Here is a 13072-nt window from a genome sequence, read left to right as displayed (position 1 = left end):
GCCCGACGCCGGATCATCCCGCCTGGAAGCACCGGCAAACCGCCCAAGTACACCCAGTACGAGGACGGTTCGCCGGCACTCCCAGCCGGGCGCGAAATGGGGGCACCTCCCAGCCCGCAAGGGCTGGGGGAGCCGCGCGCTGATCCGACAAGATCGACCGGACAGACCCCTAGCGGCCCGACGGTGAGTCAGGCCGCCACGGTGCCGTCGTAGGTCTCCAGGAACTCCCGCACCTCCGCGACGGAGGAGTGCCCGCGCAGGCGGTCCGCGGTGTGCGCCAGCATGCCGCGGATCCGCGCCGAGCGGACCTGGCCGAGCATCCCCACCGCCTCCGTCCCCTGCACGGCGGCGCCCGCCAGATCGCCCCGGCCCAGCCGGTCGTGCGCCAACTCGGCGATGTACAGCGCCCGGTTGCGGACGAAGTGCGGGTGCTGCAGCCCGACCGCCTGCTCGGCCCGGGTGCTCGCCCGCCCGAACTCGCCGAGCGCCGACCAGCACTGCGCCTCCTGGCCGGCCAGTTCCGCCTCCCCGAAGAAGGACATCCACTCCGGGTCGGCGTCCCGCGGCCCGCGGTCGAACAGGGCGTACGCCCGGGACAGCGCCTGGTGGCAGGCCCCCCGGTCGCCGAGCAGCGCCCAGGCGCTCGCCTCGCGCAGCGTCAGCAACGACAGCAGCCGCTCCGAGCCCAGCCCGGCGGCCGCGGCCTGCCCGGCCTGCGCCGTCCGCAGCGCCTCCCGGGGGAGGCCGGAGTCCCGGGCCAGGAAGGAGCTGTTGCTGAAGACGTGTGCTTCCAGGGCGGTGTCCTGGGACATCCGGGCGGTCGCCAGCGCCTCCGAGTAGAACGGCCTGGCGTCCATCAGCCGGTTCGAGTCGTGCGCCAACCACCCCACCGAGATGGCGAGTTCGCCCGCGCCGCGCTGGAGACGGCGTTCGGTCTCGGCGTTGTACTCGCCGTCGTTGAGCAGCACGTAGGCGCTGCGCAGCGACTGGCCGGCCAGTTCGAACAGGGCGTCCGCGCCTTGCACGTCGTCCAGCAGCCGGATGTCGCGGACGGCCTGCTCGACGCCGTTCACCTCGGCCGCGCCGACCCGGCGGCGCTCGGACAGCGGTGGGGCGGGCAGGGTCGGGGCCGGGGCCTGGGGCGGCGCGGCCGCCGAGGCCGGTGACTGGTCCGTGCCGAGCGCGGCCGCCACCGCGACGGGGCAGCCGTTCAGGAATGTACGGCGAAGCATGTCGTCGTCCTCCTCGTCGGGCCGATGCGTCAGGTCCGGCGGGCCCGCCGGGGTGGCAGGTCCGGCGGCCGGATCGCTGGATGGTTGCGTGCTGGGTCCGCCGGCCGGGTGGCCGGCCGGTCCGGCCGTCGATTCGACGGCCGGACCGGTGTTCGGACCGGTGTTCGGCGGGCGGCGGCGGACCGTCTTGCGCGGGGCGAACCCGAGGTCCGCCAGCGACTTGCCCGGCCACATGTGCCGGAACACCCGCTGGTAGGCGTAGTTGGGGCAGCGGATCTCGCCGGCCTCGACCCGCCCGACGTAGCGCGCGTCGCAGGACACGTGCTCGCCGATCTCCCGGGCGGCCCGGCGGACCAGCGTGGCGAACTCCCTCGGTGAGAGATCGCCCCGTAGTTCCCGCATCGCCTGGTTGGGGACGGTCGCAGGCCGGGGCCCGCCGGTCCGCGTGGCTGCCATGCTGCACTCCGAGGTCGTACCGGCGCGGTCGCGCCGGTCTCGGGGTGAGGGCCGTCGCGTCGCCACGACAGTACCCGTAGTTACTCGGCGTACACGGCGAGTTGCCGGGCCAGGTCGGGTCAATTGTGGACAATACGGACGCAGTTGCCGCGTTCCGCCATGAAATGCCATGGCTTGCCGTAAAGGAAGCCGTGGCCTGGACGGGTGGTCGCGCGTTGTCCTGATACATGGACGCCGGCGGTACGGGCCCCCTCCCGTGCCGGCCCCCGCCGCCCGACCAGGTGGCGGAGCACCACCCGGCGTCCACGCGACCCCAGGTGACAGGAGGTCCCCCATGGCCACCGGAGTTCCCCAGTACCGCCGCCCGGCTGCCCCCGCCGCGCTGCCCGTCTCCTCCGTGCTGCCCGTCCCGTCGGCCGTCTCGGCCTGTACCGGCGCCGGGCCCGGCGGGGGAGTCACCGGGAGGGTCGCGCAGTACGACACGGTGACGGTGCAGGTCCGGCACGGGCTCGAAGCGGTCGACATCCTCCGGCTGCGGCGGGCGTGCGGGGCCGTTCAACAGAGCTCCGGCGGTTCGGCGATCGCCTTTCTGGTCCCGGCCGGTACCGCGTTGCGCTGGCACCTGCCCGGTTCGACCTGTACCCCCGGGGCCGACCTGCTGCCGCCCACCGACCCGCGCTGGATCATCCCGCCCGCCGGCGCCCAGCCCTGCGCCCGCCCCACCGACGCGTGGGTGCTCCGCTCGGCGCTCTGCGAAGCGGCCACCACGCTCACGGCGGGTGGCCTGGGCCCGCTCTGAGCCGGTTCCGGTGCGGCCCCTCGTTCTCCGCGGTCATGGTTCGGGTGATCATCGGATAATGGGCCTATGGGCCGCTCACGTACCAACCCCGCCCCCGCCGTCCCCGGCCGCGCACACACCGACGGCCCGCTGACCGCCGCCGTCGCCTCCGGCACCGCCGAACTGCGCCCCGACCGCGACCGGCCGCACGCCTGGCAGCTCGTCCTCGACGGTGCCCCGCAGTCACTCGTCGACCTCGCCGACCCCACCCACCTCGGCTTCGAGTACCAGCGGCGGATCGGCCACCTGATAGACCTCGCCGCCCCCGCCCGGCAGCCGATATCCGTGCTCCACCTCGGCGGCGGCGCGCTCACCCTGGCCCGCTACACGGCCGCCACCCGGCCACGCTCCCGGCAGCAGGTCGCCGAGATCGACACTGCGCTCACCGAACTCGTCCGCACCGAACTGCCGCTCGACCGCACCTGGCAGATCCGGGTCCGCGGCGGCGACGCCCGCGCCGTCCTGGACCGCACCCCCGAGGGCTCCACCGACCTGGTGATCGCCGACGTCTTCGCCGGAGCCCGGGTCCCCGCCCACTGCGCCACCGTCGAATTCGCCCAGCTCGCCGCCCGCGCCCTCACCGGCACCGGCCGCTACACCGCCAACATCACCGACGGCGGCCAACTCGCCTTCGCCCGCGCCCAGGCCGCGACCCTGCTGGCCGTCTTCCCCGAGGTCTGCCTGATCGCCGACCCCGCCGTCCTGCGCGGCAAACGCTTCGGCAACCTCGTCCTGGCCGCCGCCCACACCCCCCTCCCCCTCACCGACCTCACCCGCCGCCTCGCCGCCGACCCCGCTCAGGCCCGCCTCCTCCACGCCCGCGACCTCACCGACTTCCTCGCCGGCGCCACCCCCGTTCCCGACACCGAAGCAGTCCGCTCCCCGGCCCCACCCCCGAGGGCCTTCGGCTGACCCGTTGACGGGCAGTCAGCGCACCAGCGCGGCCAGATCCAGATCGAGCCGGAACGGCTCGGTGAGCGTGATGCTCTCGCCGGGCTGGACGGTGCGGTCGAGGTAGTCGCCGTGGTCCAGCCGCCCGAGGTGCAGGCGCGGCGCGGGGGCGAGGTCGAGACGCCAGTGGTGGGGAATGCCCGCTGCCGCGCAGAGGCTGGGCTTCGTCCTGCGGTCGATGACCAGGGTGGACGGGGACGCAATCTCGATGGCCACCACGACATCGTCCGCGTGCAGGGTGGCACCGGCGTCGGCGGCTGCGGCGGCATCGACGACGACCAGGTCGGGGATCAGCAGGCCGTCCGGGACGAGGACGTTGACGGCAGTCAGTGCCTCGAACGGCGCGCCGGCAGCCGCGATGGCTGCGTCCAGGAGCGCCCGCAGTCGCGAACTGGCGCGCTGGTGAGGGACGTCGGGGTTCGGGCTCATCAGCAGCGCACCCCCGACAAGCTCGATGCGATGGCGGGTGTCCTCGGGCAGTGCCAGGACGTCCTCGACCGTCCACGGCCCGTAGTGATCGGAAGTGGCACCGCTCATGATCCTTCCTACCTCCCTTCATCGCCGACGAATGCAGTGCCTCCATCGTCTCTGTCGGCGCTGGTCGGCGACACCGGTTGAGTGGGGAAACGGTCAGTGTCCTCGCGGGAGGCCGCGGTGTTTGTAGGTGGCGGCGGCGGTGAGGAGGAGGCCGGCGGCGATGGGGAGGAGGACGGCGGCGGTGGAGTCGTTGTCGTCGGGGTCGGCGGGGGAGGCGGTGAGGCTGAGGGCGGCGTCGTGCTCGGGGGTGGGGTCGGGGGGTGGGGGGAGTCGGTCGCGGGTGGTGGTGAGGTTGTCGACGTGCCGGCGGGTGGGGAGCGGGGTGGCCTCGGCGGCGGGGTCGTCGGGGGTGCGCGGGGCCGGGGCCTTGGCGGCGGGTTCGACGGGTCGTTCGCGGGAGGCGCGGTCGTCCTCGGGGCGGGCCTGCGCGGGGACGGTGGAGAGCAGGCGGGCGGCGATGGCGAAGGCGTCGGGGCCGTTGGCCTGGCCGGGGAGCGGGAGTTCGCGCTGCAGGACGGCGTCGAGTTCGCCGACCGCACCGTCCAGTGTGGGGGCCAGCCCGCGTTCGGCGGCGGCGGGGACGGCCGGGCCGGGGTTGAGGGTGCGGGTGGCGGGGCCGGTCCCGGTGGCGCGGGCGTCGGTGGCGTTGAGGGCCAGGCCCAGTATCTGGGCGGCGAGCATCCCGCCCGCCGCCAGTGCCCGGGGCCGGCCCCACCGTTGCCGGGGGGTGTCCGAACGTCGCGGTCGTTTCACGTGATTGGTTCGCACACCAGGTGAGAACGAGCGGGACCCCCGCCGGTCACGCCCGTCGCTCACACGCCGTCACATCGAGTGGAGGTCGATGAGGGTTCAGCCGAGCCCCCCGCGCCGGATCACCTCCGCGTACCAGCGGGCGCTGGACTTGGGGGTGCGCCGCTGGGTCTCGTAGTCGACGTGCACGATGCCGAAGCGCTTGCTGTAGCCGTACGCCCACTCGAAGTTGTCCAGCAGCGACCAGAGGTAGTAGCCGCGGACGTCCGCGCCGGCGGCGATCGCGTCGGCCACCGCGGCGAGGTGCAGCTGGAGGTAGCGGATCCGTTCCGGGTCGTCGATCGTGCCGTCCGGGCCGACCACGTCCTCGTACGCGGCGCCGTTCTCGGTGACCATCAGCGGCAGGCCGAAGTCCCGGTGCATGCCGATCAGCGACTCGGACAGGCCGGTGGCGTCGATCGGCCAGCCCATCGCGGTGACGTCGTCGTTGGCGAGGTGAAAGCGCACGTCCTCGGCGCCGGGCCAGGGGCTGTGCGCGCTGTCGCCGTGGCCGCCGTTGTGCGTGGGTTCCGCGGACTCGGTGTCCTTGTGGAGGGCCGAAACGACGGTCGGGGTGTAGTAGTTGAGGCCGAGCAGGTCGATCGGCCGGCCGATCTCCGCGAGGTCGCCGGGCCGGACCAGTTCGTCCCAGTCGACGATGGCGGCGGTGTCGGCGAGCAGGTCGTCGGGGTAGCCGCCGTTGAACAGCGGGCCGGTCCAGATCCGGTTGCCGACCGCGTCGATCCGGCGGGCCGCCTCCCGGTCCTCGGCGCTGTCGGTGAGCGGGCGGACCAGGTGCAGGTTGTGCGAGACGGCGATCTGCGCGGTGGCGGGCAGCAGTTCGCGCAGCGTGCCGACGGCCAGGCCGTGGGCGAGGTTGAGGTGGTGGGCGGCCTTGAGCGCGTCGGCGGGGTTGGTGCGACCGGGGGCGTGGACGCCGGAGCCGTAGCCGAGGAAGGCGCTGCACCAGGGCTCGTTGAAGGTGCTCCAGAGCGGCACCCGGTCGCCGAGCGCGCGGGCGGCGAGTGCCGCGTATTCGGCGAAGCGGTGGGCGGTCTCGCGGACCGGCCAGCCGCCGGCGTCCTCCAGGTCCTGCGGGAGGTCCCAGTGGTAGAGGGTGGCGACGGGGGCGATGCCGTGTTCGAGCAGGGTGTCGACCAGGGCCCGGTAGAAGTCGAGCCCGCGTTCGACGGCGGGGCCGCGGCCGGTGGGCTGGATCCGCGGCCAGGACAGCGAGAACCGGTACGAGGTGAGGCCGAGGTCGGCCATCAGCGGGACGTCCTCGCGGAAGCGGTGGTAATGGTCCACCGCGACGTCCCCGGTGTCGCCGTTCAGGACCTTCCCGGGGGTGTGGCTGAAGACGTCCCAGATGGAGGGGGTGCGGCCGTCCTCGGCCGCGGCGCCCTCGATCTGGTAGGCCGCGGTGGCCGCGCCCCAGGCGAAGCCGGGCGGGAAGGAGACCGCCGGGGCCCCGGCGGTGTGGGCGGCGGCGGACGGATCGGTCATGGTCATTCGGGAGCGCTCCCATGGCTGAGGAGGGGACGAGGCGGGTGTGCCGGGGTCTTCCGGAGCGTCAGCTCTTGACGGCGCCGGACGTGATCCCGCCGACAATGTGCTTCCCCAGAACGGCGAAGATCAGTAGCAGCGGCAGGGTGCCGACCAGTGCGCCGGTCATGATCACGGCCTGGTTGATGTCGTGGCCGGAGCCGCCGCCGATCGCCGACAGCGCGACCTGCACGGTCGGGTTCTGCTGGGTGAGGACCACGAAGGGCCAGAAGAAGTCGTTCCAGGACTGGACGAACACCAGCATGCCGAGCACCGCCATCGCGGGCCGGGCCACCGGGAACACCACGTGCCAGATGATCCGCAGGCTGTGCGCGCCGTCCACCCGGGCCGCCTCGATCAGCTCGAACGGCAGTGCCTCGGACAGGAACTGACGCATGAAGAACACCCCGAACGCGGCCACCAGCGAGGGCAGGATCACCGACTGCAGGTGGTTGCCCCAGTCCAGCTTCGTGATGATCCGGTACAGCGGGATCACGCTGAGCTGCGGCGGGATCGTCATGGTGGCGACCACCAGGGTGAGCAGCGCGTTCCGGCCGCGGAAGCGCAGCTTGGCGAAGGCGAAACCGGCCAGTGTGGAGAACAGCACCGTGGACAGCGCGACGCAGCCCGCCACCACGGTGGAGTTCAGCAGCGCGGTGCCCATGTCGGCCTGCTCCCAGGCGGTGGTGATGTTTGCCCACAGCCGGCCGCCGGGCACCATCGGCGGCGGCGACTGGGCCACCCGCTCGCCGGTGTGCGAGGCCGCGACGAACGTCCAGTACAGCGGGAACAGCGAGACCACCGCGGCAACGGCCAGCAGCAGGTAGGCCACCGGGCCGGCCTTGTCGTGGTCGCCGGCCGCGCGGCGGAACAGGCTTCTGCGCGGGGAGGGTGAGGACAGAGTGGCGGCCATCTCAGGCTCCCGATTCGTGGCGCTTGGGGTAACGGGCGATCAGGAACTGCACCAGGCCGATCAGCAGCAGGATCAGCAGCATCGTCCAGGCCACCGCCGAGGCCCGCCCCAACTGGCGGGACGGCCAGCCCAGTTCGTACATGTACAGGCTCAGCGTCTGGAACTGGTGCGCGGAGCCGCCGGAGACGCCCACCCCGCCGCCGAACAGCAGCGGCTCGCCGAACAGCTGGGTGGCGCCGATGGTGGAGACGATGACGGTGAACAGGATGGTCGGCCGGATCGACGGGACGGTGATCCGGGTGAACTGCTGCCAGCGGTTCGCCCCGTCCAGGCTCGCCGCCTCGTACAGGTCCTTCGGTACCGCCTGCATGGCGGCCAGGTAGATCAGCGCGTTGTAGCCGGTCCAGCGCCAGGCGACGATGGTGGAGATGGCGATCTGCGAGGGCCAGGTGTCGGCGTACCAGTTGGTGTGGTGGATGCCGACCGCGTCCAGCACCCAGTTGATGAACCCGTAGTCCGGGTTGAACAGTTGGACGAACACCAGGGTCGCGGCGGCGATCGAGGTGGCGTACGGCGCGAGGATCGCGACCCGGAAGAAACCGCGGGCCCGCATCCGGTAGTTCAGCAGGTGGGCGAGCCCCAGCGCCATCAGCAGCTGCGGGACGGTGGAGATCACCCCGATCGTGAAGGTGTTGCGCAGCGCCGTCCAGAACTGGTCGTTGGACCACAGCCGGGTGTAGTTGTCGAGGCCCTTCCACTCCAGCACGTCCGGCTTCAGCAGGTCGACGTAGTGCAGCGACAGCCAACCCGTCCAGATCAGCGGGAACAGGCCGAACGCGGCGAAGCAGAGGAAGAACGGGGCGATGAAGGCGTACGGCGAGGCCTTCAGGTCGAGCCGGTACAGGCGGGAGCGCCAGGCGGGGCGCGCCGGGGTGGCGGTGGTGGCCACGGGGGTTTTCCTTCCCGGGGTGGCGGGCGGCGGCGGAACAGCGCCCGGCCGGGTGGGCGGACCCGGCCGGGCAGTCGGTGACCGGGACAGCGACCGGGTCAGTGGCCGACCTTGTCGTCGACCAGCTTGGTGACGTTGCTCCACGCCTTGGCCGGGTCGGTGCCGTGCTCCTCGATGTCGAGGACGCCGTTGTCGGTGATGATCGTCTTCGCGTTGCCGTCCTGCTCACCGATCGGCGCCGGCGTGACGGTCTGCGCGGTGGTGGCGAAGATCTGGCCGGTCGGGGCGTTGTTGAAGTACTCGGCCTTGGCGCCCTGGACGGCGGGCTGCTGCAGGCCGCCCACGGTGGACGGCAGGTTGCCGACCTTGGTGAACACCTTCGCCTGCTGCTCCGGCGCGGTCAGCCAGGCGGCCAGCGCGGCGGCCTCCTTGGTGTGCTTGCCGGCCTTCGGGACGGTCAGGAACGCGCCGCCCCAGTTCGAGGCGAGCGGCGGGGCCGCGACGTCCCACTTGCCCTTGCCCGAGTCGCCCGAGTACTTGCTGATGATGCCGGTCATCCAGGACGGGCAGACCACGGTGGCGAACTTGGCGTTCGCGAACGCGGCGTTCCACGGGTCCTGGAACTGCCGCAGACCGGCGCTGATCTTCGCCTGCGAGGCGGAGACCGCCAGGTCCCAGGCCTTCTTGACGCCCGGGCTGGTCTTGTAGACCAACTTGCCGTCGGCGTCCGAGTACTGCTGGGGCTCGGCCGACAGCGCGGCGTTGAACAGGCCGGACGCGGAGTCGGTGAAGAACGTGCCCGCCGGGGCGTTCGACTGGTAGCTCCTGCCCGCCTCGACGAACTTCGACCAGTCACCGGCCCACAGCTTGCCCACCTCGGCGCGGTCGGTGGGCAGGCCGGCCTGCTGGAACAGGTCGGTGCGGTAGCAGATCGCCATCGGGCCGATGTCGGTGCCCAGACCGATCAGTGCGCCCTTCGCGGTGGTGGCCTGCTTCGCCTTCCAGCCCAGCCAGTTGGCCGGGTCGACGCCGTCGGCCTTGCCGAGGTCCACGAACTTGTCGCCCAGCGTGTTGGCGGCCTGCGCGATGTACCCGACCTCGACCGCCTGGATGTCGGCCAGGCCGCTGCCGGACGCCAGGTGCGTGGTCAGCGCGTCCCAGTACTTCTGGCCGTCCTGGACGGTGTCGTACTTGATCGTGACGTTCGGGTGCGCGGCCATGTACTCGTCGTACAGGCCGGCCTCCTTGTAGCCGAAGGTGCCGAAGTCGCCGACGGTCAGGGTGACCTTCGCGTTGGCGTCGCTACTGCCGGCCTGGTCCGTGCCGGACGAGCAGGCCGTGAGGAGCAGGGCGGAGGCGGCCAGCACGGCGGTGGCGAGGACGGCGGCTCTGTGGGGGCGGGAGGTGGTGCGCATGGGGGTGAACTCCTCTGTCCGGGTGGTGGGTCCGGGATGTTCTTCGTGCGCTGATTCCGGCTACAGTGTGGGAGCGCTCCCACACTTGGCATGCCGGAAGGTTGCTGGGTCGCGGGGGCGGGTGTCAAGACATGGCGGCGCAAACATTGCCGGAGCTTTCGGGGGGTCACGGCCGGTTGAGGGTAGGGCGCGGGGCGGGGCTTCGGGCTGCCCCGGACCTGGGGCCGCGTCAGGAACCTTCGCCCCGTCGCGACGCCCGGCACGAGGGCCTGTCCGGCCGATCTTGCCGGGCGCGATCGGCCGGACAGGCCCTGATCGCGGTGCGCCCCGGATGGTCGTGAACGGCGGGGGACCGGCCACAATGAACAGTCCGTGGGGCGCCGGGCGGGCCCCGCCGGAACTGTGCTGCCCGCCCCGCCCGTCCCATCCGTCACAGAGACCGAGAGGTGCAGCGATGAGCCCGACCGCACAGCGCCCCGAAGCGCTCCACCCGGGCGCCGGCGGCAGAGCCACCGCGCGCCCCACCCTGGAAGAGGTGGCCGCGCTGGCCGGCGTCGGCCGCGGCACCGTCTCCCGGGTCGTCAACGGCTCGCCCCGGGTCAGCGCCAAGGCCCGCGAGGCCGTCCAGAACGCCATCGCGGAACTCGGCTACGTCCCCAACCGGGCCGCGCGCACCCTGGTCACCTCGCGCACCGACTCCATCGCGCTGGTCGTCCCCGAGGCCGAGACCCGGCTGTTCTCCGAGCCGTACTTCTCCGACATCATCAGCGGCGTCTCGGCCGAACTCGCCGAGACCGACATGCAGTTGCTGCTGATCCTGGTCCGCAACGAGCGCGAGCGCGAACGCCTCTCGGCCTACCTGACCGCCCAGCGGGTGGACGGCGTCCTGGTCGTCTCGGTGCACCGCGACGACCCGCTGCCCGCCCTGCTGGAGAGCCTGGAGATCCCGTCCGTGCTGGCCGGCCGGCGCGGCGACCTCGAACCGCTCAGCTACGTCCACGCCGACAACGCCGGCGGCGCCCGGATGGCCGTCCGGCACCTGCTGCGGCGCGGCTGCCGCCAGGTCGCCACCCTCACCGGCCCGCTGGACATGGAGGTCGCCCAGGCCCGACTCGGCGGCTACCGCCGGGCCCTGGAGGAGTCCGGACACCCCTACGACGAGGAACTGGTCGGCCTGGCCGACTTCACCGAGGAGGGCGGCCGGGTCGCGATGCGCGAACTCCTGGCACGGCGGCCCGAGCTGGACGGCGTGTTCTGCGCGTCCGACGTGATGGCGGCCGGCGCGATGCAGGTGCTGCGCGCCGCCGGCCGGCGGATCCCCGACGACGTCGCGGTGATCGGCTTCGACGACTCGATCGTGGCCCGGCACACCGACCCGCCGATGACCAGCGTGCGCCAGCCGATCGAGGAGATGGGCCGCACCATGGCCCGGCTGCTGCTGGACGAGATCGCCGAACGCGGCCGGGCCCGGCGGCAGGTGGTGCTGGCGACCGAGTTGGTCGTCCGCGACTCCGCCTGACCGCCGGGGCGGGTGGGCCCTGCCGGTGGGTGGACGCTGGGCCCCGAGTCGGTCAGGAGTTGGGGCGCAGCGTCCAGACGATCTCCAGCACGCCGGTGACGGCGCCGTCCTCGCGGGTGATCTCCACGGTGATCGGGAACTCGGGGCGCTTGCCCTCGTCCAGCTCGGCGAGCACGTCCGCGACCGGGCGGCCCAGCGTGGCCGTGGCCGTCACCACACCGCGGGCGAGCTTCTTGAAGGAGATCTCGCCGACGGTGGGCAGCGGCACCGCGCGGCCCAGCTGGTCGCCGAACGCGGCCAGCACGATCGCGCCGCTCGCCGACTCGGCCAGCGTGAACATCGCGCCCGCGTGCGGGCCGCCCACGTGGTTGCGGTACTCCGGCAGGTCGGGCAGCCGCAGCACGGCCCGCTCCGGGGTGGTCTCCAGGTACTCCAGCTGCAGGGTCTTCACCATCGGGACGGTGTCGGTGAGCAGCTGGCCGATCGCAGTAGTGGTCATGGCGCCGATGTTACTGACAGGTAGCTTCGGCGTCCACGGTGGAGAGGACCGGTGCACGGGCCGAGGACCCGCTGATGTGCTGTCAGGTGTGCGGTCGTTCGAGGTGGGGGCCGGTATTGAATTCACGCCCGACAGGCAGGGCGGCCGTTCCGGCAGTGCAACCGGGAATGCAAGAAGGGCCCTGGCCAATTCCCTTGGCCAGGGCCCTTCTTCGATGGGGTGAGCGACGGGACTCGAACCCGCGGCCACCTGGACCACAACCAGGTGCTCTACCAACTGAGCTACGCCCACCATCTGTCCGGCGCTTTCCCGCTTTCGCGTTCCCGCTCCGACAGGAAGAACTCTACAGGATGCTGAGGGGTGCTTGCGCCAGGGTTTCCCGGAGCGCCCGGACCCGAGCCCTGGTCAGGTGGTGGGCACCTGGTGGCGGGCAGCGATCTCCCGGGCGGTGTCGCCGTCCGGACCGGGCTGCGGAACGAACACCGCCTCGCGGTAGTACCGGAGTTCGGCGATCGACTCGCGGATGTCTGCCAGCGCGCGGTGGCTGCCGCCCTTCTGCGGGCTGTTGTAGTAGGCGCGGGGGTACCAGCGGCGGGCCAGTTCCTTGATCGAGGAGACGTCCACTATCCGGTAGTGCAGGTGGCCTTCCAGCTCCGGCATGTCCCGGGACAGGAAGCCGCGGTCGGTGGCCACCGAGTTGCCGCACAGCGGTGTCTTGCCGGCCTCCGGCACGTGCTCGCGGATGTACGCCAGCACCCGTTCCTCGGCCTCGGCCATGGTCAGGCCGTCCGCGAGCTCGTCGAGCAGGCCCGAGGCGGTGTGCATCTCACGCACCACCTCGGGCATGTTCGCCAGGGCCTCGGCGGGCGGGCGGATGATCACATCCACGCCCTCGCCGAGCACGTTCAGCTCGGAGTCGGTCACCAGGGCGGCGACCTCGATCAGGGCGTCCCGATCGAGGTCGAGGCCGGTCATCTCACAGTCGATCCATACCAAGCGGTCATTCACGCCCCTCAGCCTACGGCGCGGTCGCGCGCCCCCGACACTGCACGCGCGCCGTCCGGACCGAAGTCCGCCGTCCCGCGCGCCCCTCGCTCCGACTCGGTCTCCGGGCGGTGTGCCACCCGCTGACCCCGGGCGCTCGGCTGCTGGCCGTCCGGGTCCTCCGCGATCGCGTGCTCCACCGGCCGGTCCTTCCGCTCGGCGCGCTCCGCACCGTCGAGCAGGTGGGAACGGTCGGGCCGGTCGGCCGGCGACGAGCCGCGACCGCCCGGGTACGCCGCACTCGGCCGCACCGGCTGGCCCGGCGACGGCTGCGCGTGCGCATGCGCGGGCGGAGGACCTTGATGGGCGCTCGGGTACGGGACGCCCGACTGCCCGCCCGGGCCGCCACCCGGCTGTGCCGCATTCGCGCCCGCGCCCGTGCCAC

At 72.5% G+C, this 13072-nt stretch carries 12 protein-coding genes and 1 tRNA gene; 3 read left to right on the top strand and 10 right to left on the bottom strand.

Features of this window, described 5'->3' with window-relative positions; genetic code table 11:
- Positions 1 to 188: 188 nt before the first annotated feature.
- Positions 189 to 1688, bottom strand: a complete 1500-nt coding sequence (locus tag ACIHEI_RS21880) for a tetratricopeptide repeat protein (protein WP_396607770.1) — start codon at positions 1686 to 1688, stop codon at positions 189 to 191.
- Positions 1689 to 2022: 334 nt separating this feature from the next.
- On the opposite strand from ACIHEI_RS21880, the gene ACIHEI_RS21875 reads away from it, so the two are divergent.
- Together ACIHEI_RS21875 and ACIHEI_RS21870 are read left to right on the top strand one after the other, a co-directional pair.
- Positions 2023 to 2487, top strand: a complete 465-nt coding sequence (locus ACIHEI_RS21875; protein ID WP_396607769.1) for a hypothetical protein — start codon at positions 2023 to 2025, stop codon at positions 2485 to 2487.
- A gap of 66 nt (positions 2488 to 2553) precedes the next feature.
- On the top strand, positions 2554 to 3438 hold the full coding sequence (locus ACIHEI_RS21870; protein ID WP_396607768.1) for a spermidine synthase: 885 nt from the start codon (positions 2554 to 2556) through the stop codon (positions 3436 to 3438).
- A 15-nt stretch (positions 3439 to 3453) separates the two neighbouring features.
- On the opposite strand, the gene ACIHEI_RS21865 is transcribed toward ACIHEI_RS21870, so the two are convergent.
- The 6 genes from ACIHEI_RS21865 to ACIHEI_RS21840 all read right to left on the bottom strand — a co-directional run bounded on the left by ACIHEI_RS21865 (position 3454) and on the right by ACIHEI_RS21840 (position 9625).
- Complete coding sequence (locus tag ACIHEI_RS21865) at positions 3454 to 4014, bottom strand: Uma2 family endonuclease (RefSeq protein ID WP_396607767.1); 561 nt, start codon at positions 4012 to 4014, stop codon at positions 3454 to 3456.
- A 93-nt stretch (positions 4015 to 4107) separates the two neighbouring features.
- The gene (locus tag ACIHEI_RS21860) at positions 4108 to 4695 is read right to left on the bottom strand and encodes a hypothetical protein (RefSeq protein WP_396607766.1); all 588 of its coding nucleotides are present in this window, start codon (positions 4693 to 4695) and stop codon (positions 4108 to 4110) included.
- A 168-nt stretch (positions 4696 to 4863) separates the two neighbouring features.
- On the bottom strand, positions 4864 to 6315 hold the full coding sequence (locus ACIHEI_RS21855; RefSeq protein WP_396607765.1) for a glycoside hydrolase family 1 protein: 1452 nt from the start codon (positions 6313 to 6315) through the stop codon (positions 4864 to 4866).
- A 61-nt stretch (positions 6316 to 6376) separates the two neighbouring features.
- On the bottom strand, positions 6377 to 7261 hold the full coding sequence (locus ACIHEI_RS21850) for a carbohydrate ABC transporter permease (protein ID WP_396607764.1): 885 nt from the start codon (positions 7259 to 7261) through the stop codon (positions 6377 to 6379).
- Between the two features lies 1 nt (position 7262).
- Positions 7263 to 8300, bottom strand: coding sequence for a carbohydrate ABC transporter permease (locus ACIHEI_RS21845; protein WP_396607857.1), 1038 nt, complete (start codon positions 8298 to 8300; stop codon positions 7263 to 7265).
- A gap of 8 nt (positions 8301 to 8308) precedes the next feature.
- Positions 8309 to 9625, bottom strand: a complete 1317-nt coding sequence (locus ACIHEI_RS21840; RefSeq protein ID WP_396607763.1) for an ABC transporter substrate-binding protein — start codon at positions 9623 to 9625, stop codon at positions 8309 to 8311.
- Positions 9626 to 10079: 454 nt separating this feature from the next.
- Between ACIHEI_RS21840 and ACIHEI_RS21835 the strand changes: the two genes are divergently transcribed.
- Positions 10080 to 11144 carry a LacI family DNA-binding transcriptional regulator gene (locus ACIHEI_RS21835; RefSeq protein ID WP_387867785.1) on the top strand — a complete coding sequence of 355 codons (1065 nt, stop codon included), beginning with the start codon at positions 10080 to 10082 and terminating at the stop codon, positions 11142 to 11144.
- A gap of 52 nt (positions 11145 to 11196) precedes the next feature.
- On the opposite strand, the gene ACIHEI_RS21830 is transcribed toward ACIHEI_RS21835, so the two are convergent.
- From ACIHEI_RS21830 to orn, 3 genes are all read right to left on the bottom strand, one after another.
- Positions 11197 to 11643 carry a DUF4442 domain-containing protein gene (locus ACIHEI_RS21830; RefSeq protein WP_073815179.1) on the bottom strand — a complete coding sequence of 149 codons (447 nt, stop codon included), beginning with the start codon at positions 11641 to 11643 and terminating at the stop codon, positions 11197 to 11199.
- Positions 11644 to 11858: 215 nt separating this feature from the next.
- Positions 11859 to 11934: transfer RNA gene (locus ACIHEI_RS21825), tRNA-His, on the bottom strand.
- Positions 11935 to 12048: 114 nt separating this feature from the next.
- Complete coding sequence (gene orn, locus ACIHEI_RS21820; protein ID WP_387647258.1) at positions 12049 to 12651, bottom strand: oligoribonuclease; 603 nt, start codon at positions 12649 to 12651, stop codon at positions 12049 to 12051.
- Positions 12652 to 13072 lie beyond the last annotated feature (421 nt).

Source organism: Kitasatospora sp. NPDC051984, assembly GCF_044593455.1.
GTDB lineage: Bacteria > Actinomycetota > Actinomycetes > Streptomycetales > Streptomycetaceae > Kitasatospora.
This window is presented reverse-complemented; position numbering and strand designations above follow the sequence as displayed.

Bases quoted from the DNA above. Each gene is read 5' to 3' on its own strand.
- ACIHEI_RS21875 (WP_396607769.1), top strand. From the start codon at position 2,023: ATGGCCACCGGAGTTCCCCAGTACCGCCGCCCGGCTGCCCCCGCCGCG.
- ACIHEI_RS21865 (WP_396607767.1), bottom strand. From the start codon at position 4,014: ATGAGCGGTGCCACTTCCGATCACTACGGGCCGTGGACGGTCGAGGAC.
- ACIHEI_RS21855 (WP_396607765.1), bottom strand. From the start codon at position 6,315: ATGACCATGACCGATCCGTCCGCCGCCGCCCACACCGCCGGGGCCCCG.
- ACIHEI_RS21880 (WP_396607770.1), bottom strand. From the start codon at position 1,688: ATGGCAGCCACGCGGACCGGCGGGCCCCGGCCTGCGACCGTCCCCAAC.
- ACIHEI_RS21840 (WP_396607763.1), bottom strand. From the start codon at position 9,625: ATGCGCACCACCTCCCGCCCCCACAGAGCCGCCGTCCTCGCCACCGCC.
- ACIHEI_RS21830 (WP_073815179.1), bottom strand. From the start codon at position 11,643: ATGACCACTACTGCGATCGGCCAGCTGCTCACCGACACCGTCCCGATG.
- ACIHEI_RS21850 (WP_396607764.1), bottom strand. From the start codon at position 7,261: ATGGCCGCCACTCTGTCCTCACCCTCCCCGCGCAGAAGCCTGTTCCGC.
- ACIHEI_RS21870 (WP_396607768.1), top strand. From the start codon at position 2,554: ATGGGCCGCTCACGTACCAACCCCGCCCCCGCCGTCCCCGGCCGCGCA.
- ACIHEI_RS21835 (WP_387867785.1), top strand. From the start codon at position 10,080: ATGAGCCCGACCGCACAGCGCCCCGAAGCGCTCCACCCGGGCGCCGGC.
- ACIHEI_RS21860 (WP_396607766.1), bottom strand. From the start codon at position 4,695: ATGCTCGCCGCCCAGATACTGGGCCTGGCCCTCAACGCCACCGACGCC.